Origin of the sequence: Sphingomonas endophytica (assembly GCF_001476895.1) — a bacterium.
Lineage (GTDB): Bacteria > Pseudomonadota > Alphaproteobacteria > Sphingomonadales > Sphingomonadaceae > Sphingomonas > Sphingomonas endophytica_A.
In genome coordinates, this window is sequence record NZ_LDTB01000056.1 from 1 (window position 1) to 26296 (window position 26296).

The 26296-nt window shown below is 67.4% G+C and carries 16 protein-coding genes; 11 read left to right on the forward strand and 5 right to left on the reverse strand.

Annotated features, from left to right (window positions below; all coding sequences use genetic code 11):
* Nucleotides 1-413, reverse strand: a 413-nt coding sequence (locus tag NS334_RS12905; protein WP_193753094.1) for an N-acetylmuramoyl-L-alanine amidase family protein, incomplete at its 3' end; no start/stop codon positions are given.
* A gap of 451 nt (nucleotides 414-864) precedes the next feature.
* On the opposite strand from NS334_RS12905, the gene NS334_RS12910 reads away from it, so the two are divergent.
* From NS334_RS12910 to NS334_RS12920, 3 genes are all read left to right on the forward strand, one after another.
* On the forward strand, nucleotides 865-3519 hold the full coding sequence (locus NS334_RS12910) for an Rne/Rng family ribonuclease (RefSeq protein ID WP_058756397.1): 2655 nt from the start codon (nucleotides 865-867) through the stop codon (nucleotides 3517-3519).
* Nucleotides 3520-3610: 91 nt separating this feature from the next.
* Complete coding sequence (locus NS334_RS12915; protein WP_193753095.1) at nucleotides 3611-4969, forward strand: M48 family metalloprotease; 1359 nt, start codon at nucleotides 3611-3613, stop codon at nucleotides 4967-4969.
* A complete protein-coding gene (locus tag NS334_RS12920; protein ID WP_241491943.1) occupies nucleotides 4966-5673 on the forward strand; it encodes a DsbA family protein in 708 nt (235 codons plus the stop codon). Before NS334_RS12915 ends, NS334_RS12920 begins: the two co-directional genes overlap by 4 nt.
* A 20-nt stretch (nucleotides 5674-5693) precedes the next feature.
* On the opposite strand, the gene NS334_RS12925 is transcribed toward NS334_RS12920, so the two are convergent.
* Nucleotides 5694-6707 (reverse strand): hypothetical protein, encoded by a 1014-nt coding sequence (locus NS334_RS12925; protein ID WP_058756370.1) that lies wholly within the window; start codon nucleotides 6705-6707, stop codon nucleotides 5694-5696.
* Nucleotides 6708-6842: 135 nt separating this feature from the next.
* Here NS334_RS12925 and NS334_RS12930 point away from each other — a divergent pair, with 135 nt between their 5' ends.
* The 3 genes from NS334_RS12930 (at nucleotide 6843) to NS334_RS12940 (ending at nucleotide 9179) form a co-directional block, all read left to right on the forward strand.
* Nucleotides 6843-7772, forward strand: a complete 930-nt coding sequence (locus tag NS334_RS12930; RefSeq protein ID WP_058756371.1) for an ABC transporter ATP-binding protein — start codon at nucleotides 6843-6845, stop codon at nucleotides 7770-7772.
* A complete protein-coding gene (locus tag NS334_RS12935; RefSeq protein WP_058756372.1) occupies nucleotides 7769-8530 on the forward strand; it encodes an ABC transporter permease in 762 nt (253 codons plus the stop codon). The genes NS334_RS12930 and NS334_RS12935 overlap by 4 nt, the downstream gene beginning before the upstream one ends.
* A gap of 64 nt (nucleotides 8531-8594) precedes the next feature.
* Nucleotides 8595-9179: a TIGR02466 family protein gene (locus NS334_RS12940; protein ID WP_058756373.1), complete on the forward strand. Its 585-nt coding sequence runs from the start codon at nucleotides 8595-8597 to the stop codon at nucleotides 9177-9179.
* Nucleotides 9180-9321: 142 nt separating this feature from the next.
* On the opposite strand, the gene NS334_RS12945 is transcribed toward NS334_RS12940, so the two are convergent.
* The gene (locus NS334_RS12945) at nucleotides 9322-10173 is read right to left on the reverse strand and encodes an oxidoreductase (RefSeq protein WP_058756374.1); all 852 of its coding nucleotides are present in this window, start codon (nucleotides 10171-10173) and stop codon (nucleotides 9322-9324) included.
* A gap of 100 nt (nucleotides 10174-10273) precedes the next feature.
* Here NS334_RS12945 and NS334_RS12950 point away from each other — a divergent pair, with 100 nt between their 5' ends.
* On the forward strand, nucleotides 10274-11959 hold the full coding sequence (locus tag NS334_RS12950) for a DEAD/DEAH box helicase (protein ID WP_058756375.1): 1686 nt from the start codon (nucleotides 10274-10276) through the stop codon (nucleotides 11957-11959).
* Nucleotides 11960-12189: 230 nt separating this feature from the next.
* Here NS334_RS12950 and NS334_RS12955 read toward each other — a convergent pair whose 3' ends face one another.
* Nucleotides 12190-14688, reverse strand: a complete 2499-nt coding sequence (locus NS334_RS12955; RefSeq protein WP_058756376.1) for a PhoX family protein — start codon at nucleotides 14686-14688, stop codon at nucleotides 12190-12192.
* Between the two features lie 390 nt (nucleotides 14689-15078).
* Here NS334_RS12955 and rplJ point away from each other — a divergent pair, with 390 nt between their 5' ends.
* Together rplJ and rplL are read left to right on the forward strand one after the other, a co-directional pair.
* Nucleotides 15079-15594, forward strand: coding sequence for a 50S ribosomal protein L10 (rplJ, locus tag NS334_RS12960; RefSeq protein ID WP_058756377.1), 516 nt, complete (start codon nucleotides 15079-15081; stop codon nucleotides 15592-15594).
* 69 nt (nucleotides 15595-15663) lie between these two features.
* Entirely contained in the window at nucleotides 15664-16041 is a 378-nt protein-coding gene (gene rplL / locus NS334_RS12965) for a 50S ribosomal protein L7/L12 (RefSeq protein ID WP_058756378.1), read from the forward strand.
* A 222-nt stretch (nucleotides 16042-16263) separates the two neighbouring features.
* Here rplL and NS334_RS19130 read toward each other — a convergent pair whose 3' ends face one another.
* The gene (locus tag NS334_RS19130; RefSeq protein WP_058756379.1) at nucleotides 16264-16986 is read right to left on the reverse strand and encodes a DUF1194 domain-containing protein; all 723 of its coding nucleotides are present in this window, start codon (nucleotides 16984-16986) and stop codon (nucleotides 16264-16266) included.
* Between the two features lie 506 nt (nucleotides 16987-17492).
* Between NS334_RS19130 and rpoB the strand changes: the two genes are divergently transcribed.
* A complete protein-coding gene (rpoB, locus tag NS334_RS12975) occupies nucleotides 17493-21668 on the forward strand; it encodes a DNA-directed RNA polymerase subunit beta (protein WP_058756380.1) in 4176 nt (1391 codons plus the stop codon).
* Between the two features lie 77 nt (nucleotides 21669-21745).
* Complete coding sequence (rpoC, locus tag NS334_RS12980) at nucleotides 21746-26044, forward strand: DNA-directed RNA polymerase subunit beta' (RefSeq protein ID WP_058756381.1); 4299 nt, start codon at nucleotides 21746-21748, stop codon at nucleotides 26042-26044.
* Nucleotides 26045-26296 lie beyond the last annotated feature (252 nt).

Genomic DNA, 26296 nt, shown 5'->3' on the forward strand with positions numbered 1-26296 from the left:
ATCCCGAACCGCTCGCGCAGCATGATGAAGCGATCGTCGTCGCGGTTCAGCCCCACCCGCGCCCGCCCGCCCTCGATCAGCGCGTCGCGGATCGCGCGCGCGATCTTCAGCGTCACGTCCTTCTCGCGCAGTCCGGTCGCGGGGTTGATCGCGCCCGGATCGTTACCGCCATGCCCGGCATCGATCACCACCAGCGGTCGCCCCGCCGGCCCCGCGATCCGGGGCAGGCGCACCCCGCGCGCAGGGGGTGGCACCGGCACCGTCACCTTGCGCGGCGGCGCATCCCCGCGCGACTTCCACGGCAGAAAGTCAAGCTGCGGCCCGACCGCCCCGGCTGCCGTCGCGATCGTCAGCGTCAGGCCGATCGCCAGCGCGGCGCATCGTGCGCGTCGTGTCGTTCCTCGTGCCCCCATCGCTCCTTCCCGCGTGCGTTATGTTCGTGCGTCGTGGCGTTAGCGTGCGTTGCGTGTGCGGGTGGTTAACGACATTCGACAAGAAAAACGAGCCTGTTGAAGAGCGGGCAATGCAATGCTACGTCACGCGATGACCGGAATGTTGCGCGAAGGTCGCGCGACGCAGCTCCGGTGCCACTGCCCGACCGGCGACATGCCGGCTCCGGGGTCATCAGGTTGACGCTCGCAATGCCGCATTCCGCCCGATCGCTGTTCCGCCCGGCTCGTGCCGGCGGCGGCACGATCGCGGTCGGCCAGTCCCGCTCGGTGGAGCGGGCGGCATCGCGAACCGCAGCAGACATCATCATCATCCGCGCCGCCGACCCCATCGGGCGGTCGGCCGCGCCTTATCATCGCGCCCCTTCCCCACTGGCGGAGGGCGGCGCGCGGAGAGTTTTCAATGACCACGCGTATGCTGATCGACGCACGCCACCGGGAAGAAACCCGCGTGGCCGTCGTCAAGGGTAACCGGATCGAGGAATTCGATTTCGAAAGTGCCGAGCGCAAGCAGCTCAAGGGCAACATCTATCTCGCCAAGGTGACGCGCGTCGAGCCGTCGCTGCAGGCCGCGTTCGTCGATTACGGCGGCAATCGCCACGGCTTCCTGGCGTTCAGCGAAATCCACCCGGATTATTACCAGATCCCCAAGGAGGATCGCGACGCGCTGCTGCGTGAAGAGGCAGAGCACGCCGCCGAGGAGGCCGCGCTGCGTGCCGAGCAGGACGCGCTCGATGACGGCGATTTCGACGACGACGCCGATCACGACGACGACCATCATGACGATGGCGAGCATGACGAGACTGCCGAGGGCGACGCCCCCGCGCCACGCCGTGGCCGGTCGGGCGGCAACGACGATCAGGTCGAGGCGCTGCGCCAGCGCCGCATGAACCTGCGCCGTCGCTACAAGATCCAGGACGTCATCCATCGCCGCCAGGTGCTGCTGGTGCAGGTCGTCAAGGAAGAGCGCGGCAACAAGGGCGCCGCGCTGACGACCTATCTGTCGCTGGCGGGCCGTTACTGCGTGCTGATGCCCAACACGTCGCACGGCGGCGGGATCAGCCGGAAGATCAGCAACGCCGCCGATCGCAAGCGGCTGAAGACGATCATGGCCGATCTCCAGCTTCCGGCGTCGATGGGCTGCATCGTCCGCACCGCGGGGCTTCAGCGCACCAAGACCGAGATCAAGCGCGATTTCGACTATCTCGCCCGCCTGTGGGACGAGATACGCGAAAAGACGCTGACGTCGAGCGCGCCGGCGCTGGTCTATGGCGACAGCGACCTGATGAAGCGCGCGATCCGCGACATCTACAACAAGGACATCGACGAAGTCATCGTCGAGGGCGACGACGGCTATCGCCAGGCGCGCGAATTCATGCGGCTGCTGATGCCGACGCACGCCAAGAAGGTGAAGCATTACAGCGACCCGGTGCCGCTGTACCAGCGCGCGGGCGTCGAGGATCAGCTTGCCGCGATGTACCACCCGGTCGTCCAGCTGAAGTCGGGCGGCTATCTGGTCATCAACCCGACCGAGGCGCTGGTGTCGATCGACATCAACTCGGGACGCTCGACCCGCGAGCACAATATCGAGCAGACCGCCACCGCGACCAATCTGGAAGCGGCGCAGGAAATCGCGCGTCAGCTCCGGCTTCGCGACATGGCGGGTCTGGTCGTCATCGACTTCATCGACATGGATAACGGATCGAACGTCCGTAAGGTCGAGAAGGCGATGAAGGAGGCGCTGAAGAACGATCGCGCGCGCATCCAGGTCGGCCGTATCTCGGGCTTTGGCCTGATGGAGATGAGCCGCCAGCGACTGCGCACCGGCGTTCTCGAGGCATCGACCCGCCCGTGCCCGCATTGCGAGGGCACCGGCTTCGTCCGCACCGCCTCGTCGTCGGGCCTGTCGGCGCTGCGGCTGCTGGAGGATGAGGCGGCGCGCGGTCGCGGCTCGATCCTGACGCTCCGGTGCAGCAACGAGGCGGCGGTGTACGTCCTTAACCGCAAGCGGTCGGACATCGCCGAGATCGAGGACCGCTACGGCGTGACCGTCGAGATCATCCCGGACGGCGAAGAGGAAGGCGCGCGCATGTCGGTCGAGGCATCCGGCCCGCCGCCCGCGCATCCGCCGAAGTTCTCGCGCCCGATCGTCGAGGACGATCTCGACGACCTGGTCGAGGACGAGGTCGACGAGGAAGAGGAAGAGCTGAAGGAAGAGGAGGAGACCGTCGAGGCGGCTCCGGCTTCCGAGGGCGAAGGCGGGCGCAACGGGCGGCGCCGGCGTCGTCGTCGCGGCCGTCGCGGTCGCGATCGTGTCGAGGGCGGTGAGGCCGAGACGGGTGCCGAAGACGCCGTTGCCGCCGAGGCGGACGAGGACGAGCCGGTCGAGACGACTTTCGGGGGAGAGGGTGACGCCGGCGACAGCGAGGACGCCGAGCGCGAGGGCGGCCGTCGTCGTCGTCGCGGTCGTCGCGGTCGTCGTCGCGAGGGCGATCGGGCTGCTGCCGATGGAGCCGTGACCGAGAGCGCCGTCGAGGAGGCCCCCGCCGCTGCCGAGGCAGAGGTGGAAGCGGACGTCGAGGCCGAACCGGCCGTGGCGGAGGAGCCGGTCGCGGAAGAGGCTGCCCCGAAGACGCGTCGGCGCCCGCGGGCGCGCGTCGCCGCCGAACAGGCACCGGCCCCGGCCCGCAAGCGCGGTCGCGCGGCTGCCGCCGCGACCCCGGTCGTCGAGGAAGCGCCCACGCCGGTCGAACCGGCTGCGGAGGAGGCGCCGGCCAAGCCGAAGCGCACGCGTCGCAAGAAGGCGGACGCGACGGTGGCCGAGGCTGCCGACGCCGCTCCGGTCGCCGATGCGCTCCCCGCGCCCGTCGCGGAGGAAGCGCCGGCCAAGCCGAAGCGGACCCGCAAGAAGAAGGTCGCCGAGCCGGTCGCGGACGCCGCGGCCGCCGCGGCCGCCGCGCCGGAGACGGCCGCCGAGGAGGCGCCGGAAGCTCCGGTCGCGACCGGGGCGACCGACGACGCCGCCGCGCAGCCGCGTCGCGGCTGGTGGCAGCGCACCTTCGGCGCGTGACGCGCACGGCCGGGCCTTCAGCGGCGGTTCAGCGGAACCGGCGCACAGGCCCGGCCGATGCCGGTATTCCTCCTCATGATCCGGCGGCGCGATGCGTAGGCTGAACCGCATCGTCGCCGCCGTCACGGGCGCGATCCTGCTGATCGCGCAACCCGCCCAGGCGCAGTCGTTGCTGCGCGATGCCGAAACCGAGGCATTGCTCCACGACATGTCGGCGCCGCTGGTGACGGCGGCGGGACTGCGCCCGACCGACGTGTCGTTCGCGCTGGTCAACGACGATTCGATCAACGCGTTCGTCGCGGGGGGCCAGACCGTCTATATCCACACCGGACTGCTCCAGCAGGCCGACAGCGCCAATCAGGTGCAAGGCGTGATCGCGCACGAGTTGGGGCATATCGCCGATGGCCATGTCATTACCGGCGCGCAGGCGCAAAAGCCGGCGATGGGCGTCTACCTGCTGTCGATGGTCCTCGGGCTGGCGGCGATGGCGGCGGGCGGCGGAGAGGCCGGCGCCGGCATCCTCGCGGCCGGACAGCAGGTGGCGATGGGCAAGTTCCTCGCCTTCAGCCGCGTGCAGGAGGCGACGGCCGACGCCTCGGCGGTCCGCTATCTCGACACCGCCGGGATCACCGGCAAGGGGATGCTGGAGTTCTTCAAGAAGCTGCAACAGCAGGAATATCGCTATGGCACGAAGAACATCGACCCCTTCATGCAATCGCACCCGCTGTCGGGCACCCGCGTCCAGACGCTGACCGCCGATGTCCAGGCATCGAAGGCGTGGAACAAGCCCGCCGATCCGCGCTTGCAGGAGCGTTTCCTGCGTGTCCGCGCCAAGCTCGACGGCTATCTGATGCCGCCGCCGCAGGCATTGCAGAAGTATCCCGACAGCGACCAGTCGCTCTATGCGCATTACGCGCGCGCTTATGCCTATCACCGCGCCGGCTATCCGGAGAAAGCGGATGCCGAGGCCGAGGCGCTGGTCGCCAGCGAGCCGAACGATCCGTATTTTCAGGAGATCATGGGCCAGATCCTGCTGGAAGCGGGCAAGCCGAAGCTGGCGCTTGCGCCGCTGAAGCGCGCCACCGAGGGCTCGCGCTCCAACCCGCTGATCGCCACCACCTATGGCCATGCGCTGATCGCGACCGAGGATCCGAAAAACTACGACGAGGCCAAGCGTGTGCTGCGCACCGCCGTGGCAAGGGACGACGAGAATCCGTTCGCGTGGTTCCAGCTCGGCACCGTCTATGAACTGACCGGCGACGAGGCGCGCGCCGCGCTCGCCAGTGCGGAGCGCGCCAGCATGATGGGCGACGACCGCACCGCCGTCGACCGCGCACGCTATGCGATGGCCGGCATCCCCAAGAACACGCCCGACTGGATCCGCGCACAGGATATCGCGATGACCGCCCAGAACGAGGTCGACAAGAACGGAAAGAAGAGACGGCGTTGAACCGGTTGATGGTGTTGGGGCTGGTCGCGATCGGCCTGTTGTTCGGGGCCGGCGGCATGTGGTTGGCGGATCGTGCCGCACCGGGGGCGATGGACGAGGCGCGGGTCGGGCGGATCGTGCGCGACTATGTGCTCGCGCATCCCGACCTGATCCCCGAAGCAATTGAAAAACTGCAACAGCGGGAGTCCGGCAAGGCGGTCGCCGCCAATCGCGGCAAGATCGAGGAGCCGTACGGCAATGCCTGGATCGGCAATCCGAAGGGCGATGTGACGCTGGTCGAATATTACGACTATAATTGCGGCTTCTGCCGCGCCAGCCTGCCGACGATCGAGAAGCTGGTCGCCGCCGACAAGAACCTGCGGGTCGTGTTCAAGGAACTGCCGGTGCTGGCCGACAGCAGCCGCACCGCCGCCCGCGCCTCGCTGACTGCCGCCGCACAGGGCAGGTTCAAGGCGTTCCATGACGCGCTCTACGCCGCCGGCCCGGTCAGCGACGCGACGATCGCGCAGGCGGCGCGCGCCAGCGGCGTCGATCTGGCGAAGGCGCCCGCCGATATCGATGCGGTGATCCGCGACAATCTCGAAACCGCCGCGAAGCTGGGCGTGACCGGCACCCCGGCGTGGGTGGTCGGCGATCAGCTGCTGTCCGGCGCACTCCCGCTTGATCGCCTGCAGGAGGCGGTGGCGAAGGCGCGGGCGTCGTGAGGTCGATCTAACCGATCGCCTCAGTTCCCCTGCCCCAGTCGCCAGCGCAGCATCCGCACGAACGGCTCGGGGTCGTCGAGCCGGAACGCAACGCGCTCGACGGCCGGCTTGCGGCGCAGCAGCGAAGCGCGCGATAGCGGCTGGTGGAGCCGCAGCATCACGTTCGGCCATGCCAGCAGCGCCGCATTCAGCGTCGTAGTCGCCCGCACCTCCTCCCCGCGCACATCGCCGTCCACCCCGGCGATCGCCTCCAGCGGCACCAGGCGGTCGATCAGGAACCCGGCGCGCACCCGCACGCCGTCCGGGGTCAACAGGATCGGGCGGAAGCGGAACGACTTGATGAAGCCCAGCAGGTAGACGAAGCCAAGGTCGCTCAGCACGAACATCACGATCGCGCCCGTCCGGCTCCAGTGACTCAGCAGCAGGTGGTAGACCGTCATCTCGATCACCGACAGGATCAGCAGCGCCGCGCACATCGGCGCGAGATGGCGGTGATAGGCGAAGGCGCGCGCCTCCGCCGGCACGTCCCCCGCCCCGCCCCAGCGGAACAACGCCATGTGCAGCACCGTCAACTCCGCCGTCGCCAATCGCAGCAGCGCGGGCGGCAGCAGCGTCGCGGCGATCCGCTCCCATCGCTCGCGCAGACCGGCCATGGGCGCACGCCAGACGCGTCCCGCCTGCCGCGCCGCGACACCGACATGCGCCAGCACCAGCCCCGCCATGCCCACGATGAGCCACGGCATCGCCAGCAACGCGGCGCGCAGCGGCGGCGGACTGCTGACCGCGACCGTCAGGCTCGCCCCCGCCAGCACCCCCAGCACCGGCCGCCACCCGGGTTTCCCGGACGCCCGGGCGAGCAACGCCAGCATCGTCGTGTCGGCGACGATCCAGAGGAACAGCAGCAGCGCCGCCAACGGATAGGCGGCGGCGAGCGACGTGCGCGCGGCCATCGCGGCCGATCCGACCACGACGACCGGCAAAATCGCCGTCGCCGCCCCCTGGCCCGATCCGAGCCTCGCCGCCCGCTCCGTCATTCCGATCCTCCCGCTTCCGGTCCCGCCATCTTTTCATAGACTTTCGTGCGCCCGACCGCCATCGCCGCATCGATCCGGTCACGGAACCACGCGCGCGCCGCAACGTAGCGCATGACAGCATGTGAAGGGGGGCGAATGCCGGAACCGATCCTGACCGTCGCGGGTGTGTCAAAGACCTACAGGAATGGTCCGACCGCGCTCGGCACCGTCGATCTGACCGTCAATCGGGGCGAGATCTTCGCCCTGCTCGGTCCGAACGGGGCGGGAAAGACCACCCTGATCAGCATCATCTGCGGCATTGTCACCCCCTCCTCAGGCTCGGTGACGGTGGCCGGGCACGACGTGGTGCGCGATTACAAGGCGGCACGCCGCGCGATCGGGCTGGTGCCGCAGGAACTGGCGACCGACCAGTTCGAAACGGTGCTGGCCACGGTCACCTTCTCACGGCGGCTGTTCGGACGCTCGGGCCATTCCGTCTATATCGAACAGGTGCTGCGCGACCTGTCGCTCTGGGATAAGCGCCACGCCCGGATCAAGGATCTGTCGGGCGGGATGAAGCGCCGCGTGCTGATCGCCAAGGCGCTGGCGCACGAACCCGATATCCTGTTCCTGGACGAACCGACCGCCGGGGTCGACGTCGCGCTGCGCCGCGACATGTGGAAGCTGGTGCATCGTCTGCGCGCCGACGGCGCGACAATCATCCTGACCACGCATTACATCGAGGAAGCCGAGGAAATGGCCGATCGGGTCGGGGTCATCACCGGCGGCAAGCTGCTGCTGGTCGAGGAGAAGAACGCGCTGATGGCCAAGCTCGGCAAGCGACAGATGGACCTGACACTGGTCGAGCCGCTGGACGCGGTGCCGCCCGCGCTGTCGGACTGGCCGCTGACGCTGGAGAACGAGGGCCACACGCTGCGCTACGTGTTCGATGCCAAGGCGGAGGACACCGGCATCCCGCGGCTGCTGGAGCGGCTGGCGCAGGAACAGATCGCGTTCCGGGATCTGGAGACGCGCAAGTCGAGCCTTGAAGACATTTTCGTCGATCTGGTCGGGGAACGCGCATGAACCTGCATGGCATCTGGGCGCTGTACCGGTTCGAGATGGCGCGGTTCGGGCGGACGATCTGGACCAGCCTCGCGACGCCCGTCATCACCACCACGCTCTATTTCATCGTGTTCGGCGCGGCGATCGGGTCGCAGATGCGCGGCGTCGACGGGGTCAGTTACGGCGCATTCATCGTGCCGGGGCTGATGCTGCTGACGATCTTTTCCGAAAGCATCTTCAACGCCAGCCTGGGCATCTACATGCCCAAGTTCACGGGCACGATCTACGAGCTGCTCTCCGCCCCGCTGTCGGCGGTGGAGACGGTGCTGGGCTATGTCGGCGCGGCGGCGACCAAGTCGATGGTGATCGGGTTCGTGATCTTCCTGACCGCGCATCTGTTCGTCGACCTGCACATCGCGCATCCGGTGGCGATGGTGCTGTACCTGCTGCTGGTCGCGGCCAGCTTCTCGCTGTTCGGCTTCTGCCTGGGCATCTGGGCGAACGGGTTCGAGCAATTGCAGATCATCCCGCTGCTGGTCGTCACACCGCTGACCTTCCTTGGCGGCGCCTTCTACTCGATCGACGTGCTGCCCGAACCGTGGCGGACGGTGACGCTGTTCAACCCGATCGCGTACCTCATCAACGGCTTCCGCTGGACGTTCTTCGGGGTGAGCGACGTGTCGTTCGGCCTGTGCATCGCCGTGACCGCCGGGTTTGCGGCGCTGTGCCTCGCGGCGGTGGTGACGATCTTCCGCACCGGCTGGCGCCTGAAGAGCTGATCCGCTTGCCTGACGGGCGGCGGCCCGCCATGCGGAAGCCCTCTCCCGCCCCGGACAACGACCGATGCCGATCCGCCAGCTGTTCCCGACCCTGTTCTACGAAGCCGATCTGGGCGACGCCACGCTGCTCGCCGAACTCGACGAATCGTGCCGCGCACTGGCGCAGGACGACACCGCCGGCCGCCGCTGGTCGAAGGCGCATGGCTATCGCGGCTATACCAGCTACGCCTCGCTGAACGACCTGCCGCTGCGCGACCCGGTCTTCGCCGACCTGAAGAAGGCGCTCGACCGACACGTCGCCGCCTTCGCCAAGGAGGCGGGCTTCGATCTGGGCGGGCGCAAGCTGAAGCTCGACAGCCTGTGGGTGAACGTCATGAAGCCGGGCGGCACGCATTCCGGCCACATCCACCCGCACAGCGTCGTGTCCGGCACCGTCTATGTCGCGGTGCCGGAGGGGTCGGGCGCGCTGAAGCTGGAAGATCCGCGTCTGCCGATGCTGATGGCCGCGCCGCCGCGCGACGGCACCTTCGTCTATGCCGAACCGCGCGCCGGATCGCTGTTCCTCTGGGAAAGCTGGCTGCGGCACGAGGTGATGACCAGCGCGGCGAAAGCGGAGCGGATCAGCGTCAGCTTCAATTATCGCTGGTAGGGTATATCCGAACGGTCGTGGCGTCCGGGGCGGACATGTTCCGAGGTCCACTGCTCCGCACGATCAACAGATGGTGGGTCTGCGGGTCGGTGGATGCCGGAACATGTCCGGCATGACGAGGTGAGGGTCGCGACGGCCGCGCTCACCCCCCGGTGGGATAGTCCGCCCCCAGCGCCACGTCGCGCGCGCCCTCGATCTCCGACAGCCGCGCGCGCAACCGCTCGGTCACATGGTCGAAGCCCCATTTGCCGAGCACCAGATGGCGCGGCGGCCGCTCCTGCTCGACCGCCGCGATCATCGCCTCGGCGGCGCGCACCGGGTCCCCGGGCTGGTTGCCCGAATAGCCCTTCGTCGCGGCCATGCGCGCGGCGGCGGTGTCGGCGTAATCGGCGATGCGGCTCTCCGTCTGGCGTAGCGAGCGGCCCGCCCAGTCGGTGCGGAACGGTCCCGGCTCGACGCAGGTCACGGCGATGCCCAGCGGGGCGACCTCGGCGGCCAGTGCGTCGGAGAAACCCTCCACCGCATGTTTCGACGCCGCGTAATAGCCCGACGACGGAAAGCCGATCAGACCGGCGACGGAGGTGATGTTGATGATCGCGCCCTGCCGTCGCGCGCGCATCCCCGGCAGGACGGCGCGCGTCATCGCGAACAGGCCGAAGACATTGGCGTCGAACTGCGCGCGGATCTCGGCATCCTCGCCCTCCTCGATGCTCGACTGATAGCCATAGCCGGCGTTGTTCACGAGCACGTCGACCCGCCCGAATTGCGCCTCCGCCCGCGTGACCGCTTCGGCGATCGCGGCGGGGTCGGTCACGTCGAGCGCCAGCGGCAGCGCGCGGTCGCCCTGCCCCTCCGCAAGATCGGCCACCCGGCCCGCGTCGCGTGCCGTCACCACCGCGCGCCATCCGCGCGCCAGCACCAGCCGCGCCAGCTCGCGCCCGAACCCGGTCGAGCAGCCGGTGATGAACCACACCGGATCGGCAGGGAGCGTCATATGAAATATCCCGAAGTATAAAGACCTTGCGGAAACGTCACACGATCGGGCTGCGTTCCCGCTGGCAATCGTCTGGCGAAAGGCGCATGGAGGGTTCTTCATGGACTTCCCGAATCTCCCCCCCGCGCTCGCCAGCGCGCTCGCCACGCGTGGATATGCCACGCTCACCCCCGTTCAGGCCGAGGTGACCGCCGAGGTCGCGCATGGCCGCGACCTGCTCGTCTCCGCGCAGACCGGCTCCGGCAAGACCGTCGCCTTCGGCCTCGCCATGGCCGAACAATTGCTGGGCGAGGACGGCAACCTGCCCCCCGCCGGTCCGCCGCTGGCGCTGGTCATCGCACCGACGCGCGAACTGGCGTTGCAGGTCGCCAAGGAACTGACCTGGCTCTACGCCGGCGCGCGCATCGCGACCTGCGTCGGCGGCATGGACGCCAGCCGCGAGCGCCGCGCGCTGAACCACGGCGCGCATATCGTCGTCGGCACGCCGGGCCGCCTGCGCGACCATGCCGAGCGCGGCGCGCTGAACCTGTCGAAGATCCGCGCCGCCGTCCTCGACGAGGCGGACGAGATGCTCGACATGGGCTTCCGCGACGATCTCCAGGCGCTGCTCGACCAGACGCCGACCGAGCGCCGCACCCTGTTGTTCTCCGCGACGCTGCCGCGCCCGATCGTGGCGCTGGCCAAGGCGTATCAGCGCGACGCGCTGCGTATCTCGACGGTCAGCGAGCAGCGCGGGCACGGTGACATCACCTATCGCGCGGTCACGGTCGCGCCGTCCGAGATCGAACATGCGGTCATCAACCTGCTGCGTTACTACGAGGCGGAAACCGCGATCCTGTTCTGCGCGACCCGCGACAACGTGCGCCACCTGCACGCCGGGCTGGTCGAGCGCGGCTTCGCGGCGGTCGCCCTGTCGGGCGAGCATTCGCAGAACGAGCGCAACCATGCGTTGCAGGCGCTGCGTGATCGCCGCGCGCGCGTCTGCGTCGCGACCGACGTCGCCGCGCGCGGGATCGACCTGCCGACGCTCAGCCTCGTCATCCACGTCGAGATGCCGCGCGATGCCGAGGTGTTGCAGCACCGGTCGGGGCGCACCGGGCGCGCCGGCAAGAAGGGAACGGCGGTGCTGATCGTCCCCTATCCGCGCCGTCGTCGTGTCGAGATGATGCTGCGCGGCGCGCGCATCGCCGCCGAATGGGGCGACGTGCCGAGCGCCGAGGCGATCCGCGCCAAGGATCGCGAGCGGCTGCTGGAACGGCTGCTCGCGCCGGTCGAGGTCGATGACGACGACAAGGCGCTGGCCGCCGAACTGCTGACGCAGCGCACGCCGGAGGAGATCGCGGCCGCCTTGGTCGCCGCGCAGCGCGCCGCGCTGCCCGCCCCCGAGGAGCTCGCCGATCGCAGCGAGATGACCGAGCGTCAGCAGAAGGGGCATCGCGACGGCTTCGACGACGTGGTGTGGTTCCACATGAACGTCGGCCGCCGCCAGAACGCCGACCCGCGCTGGGTGCTGCCGCTGCTGTGCCGTCGCGGCCACGTGACCAAGGCGGAGATCGGCGCGATCCGCATCGGCGCGACCGAAACGCAGTTCCAGGTGCCGCGCGCCTTGGCGGCGCGCTTCGCGGCGGCGGTGAAGGCCACCGCCAATGCGGACGGCGAGGACGAGAGCGGCGTCCGTATCGAGCCGATGCCCGCGAATGCCGCCCCGATCCGCAACGCCGGTGCGCCGCCGCAGCGTCGCCACGGCGGCGGCGCGCCGCGCGGTGGGCCGCGCCCGCGGCGCTAACGCTTTTCGTCATGGCGGGCGCGGCGACGCCACCGGGGTGAGATCAGGACGCCCTGGATTGCTTCGCTGCGTTCGCCATGACGATCGGTGGTAGGAACCGGGCCCTTTCCCCCGATAGCATCACGCTCCCTGGAAAACGGCGACCGTGGCTCCGCGCCACGGTCGCCGTTTTCGTCTCCGGCCCGATACCGCCCTACCCTCGCGGGCGGAGCGACACCGGAACGCCGCGCTTACAGCCCGACGACGCCGCCGTCGTTCTTGGTGATGACCACGGTCGCCGCGCGCGGGCGGCCGGTGCCGGTGCCCGTCGCCTGGCTCTGCGGCCAGTGCGAGGTGATGTTGGCGTAGTCGCCGTCCTCGCCCGGGTGCTGGACGTTGATGAAGATCGAGCGGCCGTCGGCGGTCGAGGTGATGCCGGTGATCTCGCACTCCTTCGGCCCGACCAGGAAGCGCTTCAGCTTCGCGCCCGGCGCCGCACCGACGCGCGCGGTCGCCGTGGCGGTGCCGCCGAACGAACTGGTCACGGTCCTGGTCGTGCCGTCCCCGACGCGGCCGGGCATCCCGATCAGCATCATGCAGTTGGTGACGTCGGTATAGGCACCGTCGTCGGTCTGCACGAACAGCAGCGGCGACGCCTGCCCGCCCGCGTTGGTCGGCAGCCCGAACCACAGCCCGTCCGGCGAGGAGAAGTCGTTGGTATCGTCCAGCCCCGACAGATTGACGTTGTTCGCGTCGGCGGTCGAACGTGCGCCGAACGCATAGACGTCCCAGGTGAAGCTGGTCGATTCGGTCGAGTCGTTCGCCTCGCGCAGCCGGACGACATGGCCGTTTGCGTTGCCCGTGCTGGTGCCACCATCGGTGCGCGTGTCGACATAGGACCGGGGATTGGCGGCATCGATCGACCGCTGGCTGCTGCTCGACGCCACGCCGCGGCGATTCGAATTGTTGGTCAGCGTGCAATACATCTCGCCGTTGACCGGGTTCACCGCGGTCCATTCCGGCCGATCCATCGGCGTCGCGCCCAGCGCGTCGCCGGCGAGGCGCGCGTTGGCGAGCACGTCGGCCTGACTGGCGAAGGGATAGCGCGTGTTGTTCGCGTCCAGCCCGTTCTGCCCGAACACCAAGGGCAGCCACTGGCCGGTGCCGTCGGCGTTGAACTTCGCCACGTACAGCGTGCCGGTGTCGAGATACTTGTCGCCGGTCGCCAGACGATCCGTCGGGGTCGCATCCGCCGTCGACCAGGCGGTCGCCGACACGAACTTGTAGATATATTCGTTGCGGCCGTCGTCGCCCATGTAGAAGGCCGGCTTCACGCCCGCGACCATCCGGCCCGCCATCACGCCTTCATGCGCCATGCGGCCCAGCGCGGTGCGCTTGCGCGGGGTCGAGGCCGGATTGTACGGGTCGATCTCGACCACCCAGCCGAAGGTGAACGGCTCGTTGCGGAAATCGGCGGTGCCGTCCGCCGCATTGGCCGCGACCGCCGAGGCGTTCCAGCGCGAGAAGATCGTGCTGGTGGGGTCCGTCGCGGCGACCGTCTGCCAGCCGTAGCGGCTGTTGGTGCCGACGCCGTAGCGCGACAGCGACGTCACCTGCTTGGCATTGCCCGTCGCGGTCCGGACCGAGGCATCGGTCGACGCGCGCGCGAAATAGCCCGCCCAATTCTCCTCGCAGGTCGCGTAATCGCCCCACGGCAGCGCGCCGTTCGCGCAATTGTTGATCGTGCCGCGCCCGGTGGTGCCGTCCTTGGAATAGACGGTGCGCAGCATCGCGTCGCCCTTCACCGGACCGCTGAACGCGACCGGCGTATTGGGGGTCACGCGGCGGTTGAGCGCGCTGTTCGGGACATAGCTCCACGCGCCCGTGTTGCCCGCGCGGGCGACCTCGACCACCGACACGCCGTGCGCCTCGATCTCCTTGAGGACCTCCGCCTCCGGACGACGCGCGACGCCGTTCGCGTCGGTCGTGGTCGTCGGCGCGCCGACGTGCATGTAACCGGGATTGATATATTCGTGGTTGATCGCCAGCAGGCCGCGCGTGTTGTTGGACGCATCCGGCGTGTTGCCGCTGGCGGCGAGCCCGAAATAGCTCATGCCGTCGTGATTGTCGCCCGCGCGCTGCGCGTAATTGGTGTCGGTTCCGTCGTTGGCGAAGGCGGCGACGCCCGAGGCGATCGGGTCGCCGGCGCGATACAGCACCGACACGGTGTACCCCGACGGCACGGTCACGATGTCGTTCTTGTTCTTGGCCACCGCCGCGAACGCCAGCGTCGCGGGGCTGACGACGACGGTCGAGCGCTCGCTGCTGCTGCCGGTGCCGTTGCTGGCGGTGAACTGCAGCACGATATTGGTCGTGGTCGTGACGTTCGGCGCGACGAAGCTCACCGAATTGCCGCTGGTCTGGAGCGCGACGGTCGGGCCGCCGACCTGCGTCCAGGCGGTCGTCGCGGCGTTGGCGGTGGCGCTGGACGTCAGCGTCACGACCCGTCCGCCCTGCGTCTGGACGGTCGTGCCGTCGGTGACGGTGATGACGTCGGCCTTGTCATCGCTCTCGCCGCAGCCCGCGAGGAGCGAGGCACCGAAGGCGGCGGTGGTCATCGCGCTCATCCCGCCCATCATCTGACGCCGCGAATAACGCTGCTCGACCAGTTCGCCCAGCGTGGTCGTGGTCGAAGGATTGGCGTCGACGTCACCGTCGTAATCGTTGCCGATGATAAGGTTGTTCACGATCGTTCCCCGGATGCGGTTACGCGGTCGTCATTGGCGGCGGCAAAAGGCACGGGCGTGAAGGATCGGCGACATCCGCGCGACAAATCCGCGTCAGATCGATGACATCACCGCCAGGGCTTGACGCGTGACCGGAAACGGCTAAGAGCGCCCGGTCGCCGGGTCTTGCCCGGCACACCGTCCGAGACAGTGGGTGGCCCCTCGCGGCCTTAATTCCCCACCGAGACGGGGACAGGATCGACGCCACCCTTGTCATGCTGAATCAGCATGGCCGGTAGCCGGTCATTCCCCATCGCTGGACAATGCCCCCGGCCCTGCACCCGCAGGACCGGAGGTTCGTACCCGGAAGGGCTTGCGTGTTTCGGCACGCCCCTTCCCAATGTGGAGAATGGCATGGATCGTAGTCAGAAGACCGCGGCCGTCGCCGAGCTCAACCGTACCTTCTCCGAGGTCGGCGTGGTGGTTGTCACCCGCAATCTCGGGATGACGGTGGCGCAGTCGACCGACTTGCGCAACCGGATGCGGGATGCCGGCGCGACCTACAAGGTCTCGAAGAACAAGCTTGCCAGGATCGCACTCGACGGCACCGACTATGGCTCGATCAGCGACATGCTGACCGGTCCGGTCGGCCTGGCGACCTCGACCGATCCGGTCGCGGCCGCGAAGGTTGCCGCCGAATTCGCCAAGACGACCGACAAGTTCGAGATCGTCGGCGGTGCGATGGGCGCGACCCCGCTCGACGTGGCGGGCGTGCAGGCACTGGCCACGCTGCCGTCGCTGGACGAGCTGCGTGCGAAGATCGTCGGCCTCATCGTGGCGCCTGCCACGAAGCTGGCGACCATCACCCAGGCCCCGGCCGCGCAGATCGCGCGCGTGCTGGCAGCTTATTCGGAGAAGGAAGCGGCCTGATTTCGGGCAGCATCCTGTTGATGTGTTGGAATATGGGGCACCTGTCCCCGTTTGATAGGAAGTAAGATCATGGCAGACCTGAACGCGCTGGTTGACCAGCTGAGCGAACTGACCGTCCTGGAAGCGGCCGAGCTGTCGAAGCTGCTCGAAGAGAAGTGGGGCGTTTCGGCCGCTGCGGCGGTTGCGGCTGCTCCGGCAGCTGGCGGCGGCGCTGGCGCCCCGGCCGCTGAAGAGAAGACCGAGTTCGACGTGATCCTGACCGGCGACGGTGGCAAGAAGATCAACGTCATCAAGGAAGTCCGCGCGATCACCGGCCTGGGCCTGACCGAAGCCAAGGCGCTGGTCGAAGGCGCGCCGAAGCCCGTCAAGGAAGGCGTGAGCAAGGACGAGGCCGAGAAGGTCAAGAAGCAGCTGGAAGAAGCCGGCGCGACCGTCGAGCTGAAGTAAGCCGAAGCGGTGGAGCGGGCCCAGGCCCGCTCGACCGCAAGGCCGGCCGGCGAGCGGCCCAAGCCCGCTCGTTCGACGTTATCGGAGTGAAAGGCCGATCATGCCCCCGGCATAATCTGAACGATGCGGGACATCGTTCACCTTCCACTCTCTGATGACGCGGCCGCCAGCAGAAAAGGGGCGACACCCGACCCGGGTGCCGCCCCTTTTTCATGTCCGCCCTCAGGCCTGACGGGCGATCGGCAGCGCGACACGGCGGCGACGCATCGCGGCACCGACGACGCCGAAGCCCATGATCATCATCGCCCAGGTCGCCGGCTCAGGCACACCGCCGCTCACCTCGATCTTGATCTTCCGGCGCAGCGCGTCCTCGAACGTGTTGAAGTTGGCGTTGATCGAGAACGAGCCGACCCCCGCCTGCACCGGTGCGCAGCGCGCCCCCGCGCCGATCCCGAGGCAGTTGATCTGGTCCAGGCCCTTCGCCAGCGCCGCCTGCTGCGCCGAGGCCAGCGAGCCGCCATTATCCTCGCCGTCCGTCGACACGTCGATGACCTGTCGGTCGGACTGGATCGCATTGCCGAAGATCTGATCGGTCAGCGTCGTGATGGCGGCGCCGATGTTCGTGCCGCCGCCACGCTGCTGCATCGCAGCGAGCGCCGCCTTCAGCGACGCGAAATTGGCGCTCGTGATCTCCTGCATCGTGAAGACGGTGACGACGTTCGAGCTGAACTTGACCACGCCGATCGCGACCGATCCGTCGAGCGGCAGAACCGTCGGATCGGACAATGCCGCGATATAACCCTGTTTCTGCAGGTTGAAGTCCGAAGACGTGATGCTGCCCGACTCGTCGATCGCCAGCCCCAGCTCCAGCTTGGCCGCCTGCGCCGGCGCACCGATCATCAAACCCAGCGCGGCGATGCCCGCGCTTATGCTCATCTTCGACATGCTCTACCCTCCCGTTGGACATGCACTGGACGTGCACCATCGTTCCTCGCCGCACGATGCGACGGACAAGCAAATACAGCCGCACGCTTCCCGCAAAGGAGCGCGACACCCGCTGACGCAAACTATGGACTCGTGCGACCGACGACCTTCACGGTTCTGCACGCTCTTCTTGGATACCAGAGCATTACTGCCCTCCCAAGCATCTTAAGTTACAATTCATCCATTTTTCGGCAACCGTCCCCTGGACACTCGCAACCCGGTTACTGTCGGCAAGCGCCACCGGGCGCGTTCGGGTCGCGGTTGACGCTGGTGCGCCATGATCCTATATCGCGGCCAATCTCCACCGCTCCGGGATATGGCACGCCGTCGCGCAGCGTGTCGCACGAATGGGGGCATTGGAAAACAGGACGCTGACCGGCTGCCGTCTCCCGTTGTTCGGGATCAGACGTGCGGCCTTTCAGTGTTGCTGGCGCTCGTGAATAACGGCTGACGAGGCACAAGCTTTTATGGCGACCAATCCGATCGACGCGGGCACCGCGCGGACCGACAAGGCGGGTACGCGCAAGCGTCGTATCCGCAAGGTTTTCGGCAACATCCACGAAGTGGTGCAGATGCCGAACCTGATCGAGGTCCAGCGCGAGAGCTACGAACAGTTCCTGCGCTCCGACCCGTCGATCGGCTATGTCTCGGGCCTGGAGAAGACGCTGCGCAGCGTGTTCCCGATCCGCGACTTCGCCGGCACCGCCGAGCTGGACTTCGTCAACTATGAGCTGGAGCCGCCGAAGTTCGACGTCGAGGAATGCCGCCAGCGCGGCATCACCTATGCCGCGCCGATGCGCGTGACGCTTCGCCTGATCGTGTTCGAGGTGGATCCGGATACGGAAACCCGTTCGGTGCTCGATATCAAGGAGCAGGACGTGTACATGGGCGACATGCCGCTCATGACCGAGAACGGCACCTTCTTCATCAACGGGACCGAGCGCGTCATCGTGTCGCAGATGCACCGCTCGCCGGGCGTGCTGTTCGACCATGACCGTGGCAAGACCCACGCGTCGGGCAAGTACCTCTTCGCCGCGCGCGTGATCCCGTATCGCGGCTCGTGGCTCGATTTCGAGTTCGACGCCAAGGACATCGTCAACGTCCGTATCGACCGCAAGCGCAAGCTGCCGGTCACCGCGCTGCTGTACGCGCTGGGGATGAACGGCGAGGAGATCCTTAACCACTTCTACAACCGCCTGACGTTCGTGCGCGGCGAAGGCGGCTGGCAGATCCCGTTCCAGGCCGAGAACTGGCGCGGCGTGAAGCCGACGTTCGACATCGTCGACGCCAAGTCGGGCGAGGTGATCTTCGCCGCCGGCACCAAGATCACGCCGCGCGCCGCCAACAAGGCGGGCAAGGACGGTCTGGAGACGCTGCTGATCCCGACCGAGGAGATCTACGGCCGCTACAGCGCCTATGACCTCATCAACGACAACACCGGCGAGATCTATGTCGAGGCCGGTGACGAGATCGGCCCGGACAATCTCGAGAAGCTCGACCAGGCGGGCATCGACCGGATCGAACTGCTCGACATCGATCATGTCGCGACGGGTCCGTGGATCCGCAACACGCTGAAGGCCGACAAGGCCGAGGAGCGCGAGCAGGCGCTGAGCGACATCTACCGCGTCATGCGCCCCGGCGAGCCGCCGACGCTGGAGACGGCGGAGTCGCTGTTCGCCGGCCTGTTCTTCGATCCCGATCGCTACGACCTGTCGGCGGTGGGTCGCGTCAAGCTGAACATGCGCCTCGACCTCGACGCCGAGGACACGGTGACGACGCTGCGCACCGAGGACATCCTGGCGGTCGTCAAGACGCTGGTCGACCTGAAGGACGGCAAGGGCGAGATCGACGACATCGACAATCTCGGCAACCGCCGCGTCCGTTCGGTGGGCGAGCTGCTGGAGAACCAGTATCGCGTCGGCCTGCTCCGCATGGAGCGCGCCGTGAAGGAGCGCATGTCCTCGGTCGACGTCTCGACCGTGATGCCGAACGACCTGATCAACGCGAAGCCCGCGGTCGCCGCGGTGCGCGAGTTCTTCGGTTCGTCGCAGCTGTCGCAGTTCATGGACCAGACCAACCCGCTCTCCGAAGTGACGCACAAGCGTCGCGTCTCGGCGCTCGGGCCGGGCGGCCTGACGCGTGAGCGCGCGGGCTTCGAGGTGCGCGACGTCCACCCGACCCACTATGGCCGTATCTGCCCGATCGAGACGCCGGAAGGCCCGAACATCGGTCTGATCAACTCGCTGTCGACCTTCGCGCGCGTCAACAAGTACGGCTTCATCGAGACGCCGTACCGCAAGATCGTCGACGGCAAGGTGACGAACGAGGTCGTCTATCTGTCGGCGATGGAAGAGCAGAAGCACACCGTCGCGCAGGCGTCGGCGGAGCTGAACGAGGACGGCTCGTTCGCCGAGGAGCTGGTCTCCGCTCGGCAGGCGGGCGAATTCCTGATGGCGCTGCCGGAAACGGTGACGCTGATGGACGTGTCGCCGAAGCAGCTCGTGTCGGTCGCGGCCTCGCTGATCCCGTTCCTGGAGAACGACGACGCGAACCGCGCGCTCATGGGCTCGAACATGCAGCGTCAGGCCGTGCCGCTGGTGCGCGCCGAGGCGCCGTTCGTCGGCACCGGCATGGAAGAGACCGTGGCGCGCGATTCGGGCGCGGCGATCTCGGCCAAGCGGGCGGGCATCGTCGATCAGGTCGACGCGGCGCGTATCGTCGTCCGCGCGACCGGCGAGATCGACTCCGCGAAGTCGGGCGTCGACATCTACACGCTGATGAAGTTCCAGCGTTCGAACCAGTCGACCTGCATCAACCAGCGTCCGCTGGTGAAGGTGGGCGACGTGGTCAACGCCGGTGACGTGATCGCCGACGGCCCGTCGACCGAGTTCGGCGAGCTGGCGCTGGGCCGCAACGCGCTGGTCGCGTTCATGCCCTGGAACGGCTACAACTACGAGGACTCGATCCTCATCAGCGAGCGGATCGTGAAGGACGACGTGTTCACGTCGATCCACATCGACGAGTTCGAGGTGATGGCCCGCGACACGAAGCTCGGGCCGGAGGACATCACCCGCGACATCCCGAACGTCGGCGAGGAAGCGCTGCGCAACCTCGACGAGGCGGGCATCGTGTACGTCGGCGCCGAAGTGGAGCCGGGCGACATCCTGGTCGGCAAGATCACGCCGAAGGGCGAGAGCCCGATGACGCCCGAGGAGAAGCTGCTCCGCGCGATCTTCGGTGAAAAGGCGTCGGACGTGCGCGACACGTCGCTGCGCCTGCCGCCGGGCGTTGCCGGTACGATCGTCGACGTCCGCGTCTTCAATCGCCACGGCATCGACAAGGACGAGCGTGCGATGGCGATCGAGCGCGAGGAGATCGAGCGCCTGAAGAAGGACTCGGACGACGAGCGCACGATCCTCAACCGCGCGACCTGGTCGCGTCTGCGCGAGATGCTGCTGGGGCAGGTCGCGACCGGCGCACCGAAGGGCGTCAAGAAGGGCGTGACCATCGACATGGACGTGCTCGACTCGGTCGAGCGCCATGACTGGTGGAAGTTCGCGGTCCAGGACGATGCCGTGCAGGCGAACCTGGAGGCCGTGAAGGGCCAGTATGACGAAGCCGCCAAGCGCATCCGCGACAAGTTCGAGGATCGCCGCGAGAAGCTGGAGCGTGGCGACGAGCTGCCGCCGGGCGTGCTGAAGATGGTCAAGGTCTTCGTCGCGGTGAAGCGCAAGCTGCAGCCGGGCGACAAGATGGCCGGCCGTCACGGCAACAAGGGCGTCATCAGCCGCATCCTGCCGGCGGAGGACATGCCGTTCCTCGCCGATGGGACGCCGGTCGACCTCGTGCTCAACCCGCTGGGCGTGCCGAGCCGCATGAACGTTGGGCAGATCTTCGAGACGCACCTCGGCTGGGCCGCGCGTGGCCTCGGTCAGCAGATCAAGCACGCGCTGGAGGACTGGCGGGAGGCGAACCCGGACGCCAAGGCGGGCGAGATGCCCGACGCGGTCAAGGATCGTCTGCGCACCGTCTATGGCGAGCATTATCTCGACGACATCGACTCGCGCGATGCGGGCGAGATCATCGAGCTGGCGCAGAACCTGACCCCGGGCGTCCCGATGGGCACGCCGGTGTTCGACGGCGCGGTCGAGCGTGACGTGTCCGACATGCTGGAGCTGGCGGGTCTCGATCCGTCGGGTCAGTCGGACCTGTTCGACGGCCGCACGGGCGACAAGTTCGACCGCAAGGTGACCGTGGGCATCATCTACATGCTCAAGCTGCACCACCTGGTGGACGACAAGATCCACGCCCGGTCGATCGGGCCGTACTCGCTCGTCACCCAGCAGCCGCTGGGCGGCAAGGCGCAGTTCGGCGGCCAGCGCTTCGGCGAAATGGAAGTCTGGGCGCTCCAGGCGTATGGCGCGGCGTACACGCTCCAGGAAATGCTGACGGTGAAGTCGGACGACGTGGTCGGCCGCACCAAGGTCTATGAGGCGATCGTCAAGGGCGACGACACGTTCGAGGCCGGCATTCCGGAGAGCTTCAACGTGCTCGTCAAGGAAATGCGCTCGCTGGGTCTCAACGTCGACCTTCGGTCGATGGAAGAGGCCGAGGACGACGGCATGGCCGAGGCCGCGGAGTGAGGTAACGGGTGCCGCATGACGAATGCGGCGCCCTCCCCGCCCCCGCCCGGACTGCCTACCCCTAGAGGGACAAAGACATGAACGAACTGACCAATTTCGCCAATCCGCTCGCGAAGCCGGAAACCTTCGACCAGATCCAGATCGGGATCGCGTCGCCGGACAAGATCCGCAGCTGGTCCTTCGGCGAGATCAAGAAGCCCGAGACGATCAACTATCGCACGTTCAAGCCCGAGCGTGACGGCCTGTTCTGCGCGCGCATCTTCGGTCCGATCAAGGACTACGAATGCCTGTGCGGCAAGTACAAGCGCATGAAGTACAAGGGCATCGTCTGCGAAAAGTGCGGTGTCGAAGTCACGGTGTCGAAGGTCCGCCGTGAGCGGATGGGCCATATCGAGCTCGCCGCGCCGGTCGCGCACATCTGGTTCCTGAAGTCGCTGCCGTCGCGCATCGGCTTGCTGCTCGACATGCAGTTGAAGCAGCTGGAGCGCGTGCTGTACTTCGAGGCGTATATCGTCATCGAGCCGGGCCTGACCCCGCTGGAGAAGTACCAGCTTCTCACCGAGGACGAACTGCTCGAGGCGCAGGACGAATATGGCGAGGACGCCTTCTCGGCCGGGATCGGCGCCGAAGCGGTCCGCATCATGCTCGAAAGCCTCGATCTCGAGGGCGAGAAGGTGCAGCTTCTGGAAGAGCTGGCGACGACCAAGTCGGAGCTGAAGCCCAAGAAGATCATCAAGCGCCTGAAGGTCGTCGAGAGCTTCCTGGAATCGGGCAACCGTCCGGAATGGATGATCCTCGAGGTCGTGCCGGTCATTCCGCCCGAGCTGCGCCCGCTGGTGCCGCTGGACGGCGGTCGTTTCGCGACGTCGGATCTGAACGACCTGTACCGCCGCGTCATCAACCGCAACAACCGCCTGAAGCGCCTGATGGAGCTGCGCGCGCCGGACATCATCGTCCGCAACGAAAAGCGCATGCTGCAGGAAGCGGTCGACGCGCTGTTCGACAACGGCCGTCGCGGTCGCACGATCACGGGCGCCAACAAGCGTCCGCTGAAGTCGCTGTCCGACATGCTGAAGGGCAAGCAGGGCCGCTTCCGCCAGAACCTGCTCGGCAAGCGCGTCGACTATTCGGGCCGTTCGGTCATCGTGACCGGGCCGGAGCTGAAGCTGCACCAGTGCGGCCTGCCGAAGAAGATGGCGCTCGAACTGTTCAAGCCGTTCATCTACGCGCGCCTCGACGCCAAGGGCCTCAGCATGACGCTGAAGCAGGCGAAGAAGTGGGTCGAGAAGGAGCGCAAGGAAGTCTGGGACATCCTGGACGAGGTGATCCGCGAGCATCCGGTGCTGCTGAACCGCGCGCCGACGCTCCACCGCCTCGGCATCCAGGCGTTCGAGCCGGTGCTGATCGAGGGCAAGGCGATCCAGCTTCACCCGCTGGTCTGCTCGGCGTTCAACGCCGACTTCGACGGCGACCAGATGGCCGTTCACGTTCCGCTGAGCCTCGAGGCGCAGCTGGAAGCGCGCGTCCTGATGATGTCGACCAACAACATCCTGTCGCCCGCGAACGGCAAGCCGATCATCGTGCCGTCGCAGGACATGGTGCTGGGCCTCTACTATCTCTCGCTGGAGAAGCAGAAGGAGCCGGGCGAGGGCATGATGCTGGGCGACATGGCCGAGGTGCATCAGGCGCTCTTCGCGGGTGCCGTGACGCTCCACACCAAGATCGTCAGCCGCGTTCCGCAGACCGACGAGCAGGGCAACCAGTATCTGAAGCGCTATGAGACCACCCCGGGTCGCATGCTGCTGGGCGAGTGCCTGCCCAAGAGCCACAAGGTGCCGTTCGACGTCGTCAACCGCGTCCTGACCAAGAAGGACGTCGGCGAGGTCATCGACGAGGTCTATCGTCACACCGGCCAGAAGGAGACGGTGCTGTTCGCGGACGCGATCATGGCGCTGGGCTTCCGTCACGCGTTCCGCGCCGGCATCTCGTTCGGCAAGGACGACATGCTGATCGCGCCGGACAAGGACAAGCTGGTCGACGAGACCCGCGATCTCGTGAAGGACTTCGAGCAGCAGTATCAGGATGGCCTGATCACGCAGCAGGAGAAGTACAACAAGGTCATCGACGCCTGGAGCCGTTGCGGCGACCAGGTCGCGAACTCGATGATGAACGAGATCAAGGCGGTGCGCCATTACGAGGACGGCCCGATGGTCGGCCGCGAGCGCGACATCAACTCGATCTACATGATGGCCCACTCCGGTGCGCGTGGGTCCCCTGCGCAGATCAAGCAGCTGGCGGGTATGCGCGGCCTGATGGCCAAGCCGTCGGGCGAGATCATCGAGACGCCGATCATCTCGAACTTCAAGGAAGGCCTGACCGTCCTCGAATATTTCAACTCCACCCACGGCGCGCGCAAGGGCTTGGCGGATACGGCGTTGAAGACCGCGAACTCGGGGTATCTGACCCGCCGTCTCGTCGACGTGTCGCAGGATTGCGTCATCATCGAGGAGGATTGCGGCACCGAGCGCGCGCTGGAGATGAAGGCGATCGTGCAGGGCGGCTCGACGATCGCGTCGCTGGGCGAGCGTATCCTGGGCCGGACCACGGCGGAGGACGTCGTGGATGCCAAGACCGGCAAGGTCGTCATCCCGGTCGGCACGCTGCTGGACGAGCCGATGGTCGCGCAGATCGAGGCGCTGGGCGTGCAGGCGATGAAGATCCGCTCGCCGCTGGTCTGCGAAAGCAAGATCGGCGTGTGCGGCAAGTGCTACGGGCGTGACCTCGCCCGCGGTACGCCGGTCAACATCGGCGAGGCGGTCGGCGTCATCGCGGCGCAGTCGATCGGTGAGCCGGGCACGCAGCTGACGATGCGGACCTTCCACATCGGCGGCGCGGCGCAGCTCAACGAGCAGTCGAACCTGGAGGCGCCGGTCGACGGCACCGTCGAGTTCCGCGACCTGCGCATCATCGAGGACCAGCGCGGCCGTCGTGTGGTGCTCAGCCGCTCGGGCGAGATCGCGATCGTCGACATGGACGGCCGCGAACTGGCGGTGCACAAGATTCCGTACGGCGCGTACGTCATGTTCGATGATGGCCACATCATCAGCAAGGGCGACCGGATGGCGGAATGGGATCCGTTCACCATGCCGGTGATCACGGAAACCGGCGGCACCGTGAAGTTCCAGGACCTGATCGAAGGCAAGACCCTGACCGAGCAGGTCGACGAGGCGACCGGCATCGCGCAGCGCGTGGTGATCGAATATCGCGTGACGTCCAAGTCGAAGGATGATCTGCGTCCGCGCATGACCCTCCTCGACGAAGGGTCGGGCGAGGCCGCGCGTTACCTGCTGGCGCCGGGCGCGGTGCTGTCGGTGGAGGACAATGCCACCGTCCATGCCGGCGACGTGCTGGCGCGTGTCGCGCGCGAAAGCGCCAAGACCCGCGACATCACCGGCGGTCTGCCGCGCGTCGCCGAGCTGTTCGAGGCGCGCAAGCCGAAGGAAAATGCGATCATCGCCAAGGTCTCCGGCCGCGTGGTGTTCGGCAAGGACTATAAGGCGAAGCGCAAGATCGGCATCCAGCCGGAGGACGGCGGCGAGGTCGTCGAGTATCTGGTGCCCAAGTCGAAGGTGATCGACGTTCAGGAAGGCGACTACGTCAAGCGTGGCGACAACCTGATCGGCGGCTCGCCCGACCCGCACGACATCCTGGAAGTGCTCGGCATCGAGCCGCTGGCCGAATATCTGGTCAGCGAAATCCAGGAAGTCTATCGTCTGCAGGGCGTGAAGATCAACGACAAGCACATCGAGACGATCGTTCGTCAGATGCTGCAGAAGGTCGAGATCATCGAGTCCGGCGACACCACGTTGCTGGTGGGCGAGCAGGTCGATCGCGAGGAAATGGACGCGATCAACGACAAGCTGGAGGACGGCCAGGCGCGTGCGCAGGGCAAGCCGATCCTGCTGGGCATCACCAAGGCGTCGCTGCAGACCCGCAGCTTCATCTCGGCGGCATCGTTCCAGGAGACCACCCGCGTCCTCACCGAGGCGGCGGTCCAGGGCAAGCAGGACACGCTGATGGGCCTGAAGGAGAACGTGATCGTCGGCCGCCTGATTCCGGCGGGCACCGGCGCGGGCATGAACCGCCTGCGCGTCGCGGCCTCGTCGCGCGACGCGGCGCTGCGCGCCCAGCAGCGCAAGTTGCAGGACGCGATGGTCGCGGCCGGCTCGGCTGGCACCGCCTCGCAGACCCGCGCGGCCGAGGAAGCGCGCTCGCCGCGCGAGGAGGTCGGCACCGGCAGCGATCCGCTGGCGGCGGTCGTCCCCTCCGGCACCGGCACGGACGCCGACGCGGGCGAGTATCTGAACGAGGAGTGATCCTCGGTCGGGCCCGCGCCTGACATGACGAAGCCGCCGTCCGGGATACCGGGCGGCGGCTTCTTCGTTGGCCGGGGGGCAAGCAAGGATCGCTGACGCTTGCACGCGCTGCACGCGCGATGATCCACGTTGCATTTGCCGCAACCGTCACGCTCGTTCACATGCCGGTCGTTCGCTGCGCCGCAGCACTTCAGCCATTAGCGAGGCCGTCATGCTTTATCTGATCTATCTGATCGCGCAGTACCGCAACGA

What these genes read in the sequence shown, in the direction of transcription:
- rplL (WP_058756378.1), top strand. Translation starts at nt 15,664, where the DNA reads ATGGCAGACCTGAACGCGCTGGTTGACCAGCTGAGCGAACTGACCGTC.
- NS334_RS12930 (WP_058756371.1), top strand. Translation starts at nt 6,843, where the DNA reads ATGCCGGAACCGATCCTGACCGTCGCGGGTGTGTCAAAGACCTACAGG.
- NS334_RS12950 (WP_058756375.1), top strand. Translation starts at nt 10,274, where the DNA reads ATGGACTTCCCGAATCTCCCCCCCGCGCTCGCCAGCGCGCTCGCCACG.
- rpoC (WP_058756381.1), top strand. Translation starts at nt 21,746, where the DNA reads ATGAACGAACTGACCAATTTCGCCAATCCGCTCGCGAAGCCGGAAACC.
- NS334_RS12925 (WP_058756370.1), bottom strand. Translation starts at nt 6,707, where the DNA reads ATGACGGAGCGGGCGGCGAGGCTCGGATCGGGCCAGGGGGCGGCGACG.
- NS334_RS12910 (WP_058756397.1), top strand. Translation starts at nt 865, where the DNA reads ATGCTGATCGACGCACGCCACCGGGAAGAAACCCGCGTGGCCGTCGTC.
- rpoB (WP_058756380.1), top strand. Translation starts at nt 17,493, where the DNA reads ATGGCGACCAATCCGATCGACGCGGGCACCGCGCGGACCGACAAGGCG.
- NS334_RS12945 (WP_058756374.1), bottom strand. Translation starts at nt 10,173, where the DNA reads ATGACGCTCCCTGCCGATCCGGTGTGGTTCATCACCGGCTGCTCGACC.
- NS334_RS19130 (WP_058756379.1), bottom strand. Translation starts at nt 16,986, where the DNA reads ATGTCGAAGATGAGCATAAGCGCGGGCATCGCCGCGCTGGGTTTGATG.
- rplJ (WP_058756377.1), top strand. Translation starts at nt 15,079, where the DNA reads ATGGATCGTAGTCAGAAGACCGCGGCCGTCGCCGAGCTCAACCGTACC.
- NS334_RS12940 (WP_058756373.1), top strand. Translation starts at nt 8,595, where the DNA reads ATGCCGATCCGCCAGCTGTTCCCGACCCTGTTCTACGAAGCCGATCTG.
- NS334_RS12935 (WP_058756372.1), top strand. Translation starts at nt 7,769, where the DNA reads ATGAACCTGCATGGCATCTGGGCGCTGTACCGGTTCGAGATGGCGCGG.
- NS334_RS12915 (WP_193753095.1), top strand. Translation starts at nt 3,611, where the DNA reads ATGCGTAGGCTGAACCGCATCGTCGCCGCCGTCACGGGCGCGATCCTG.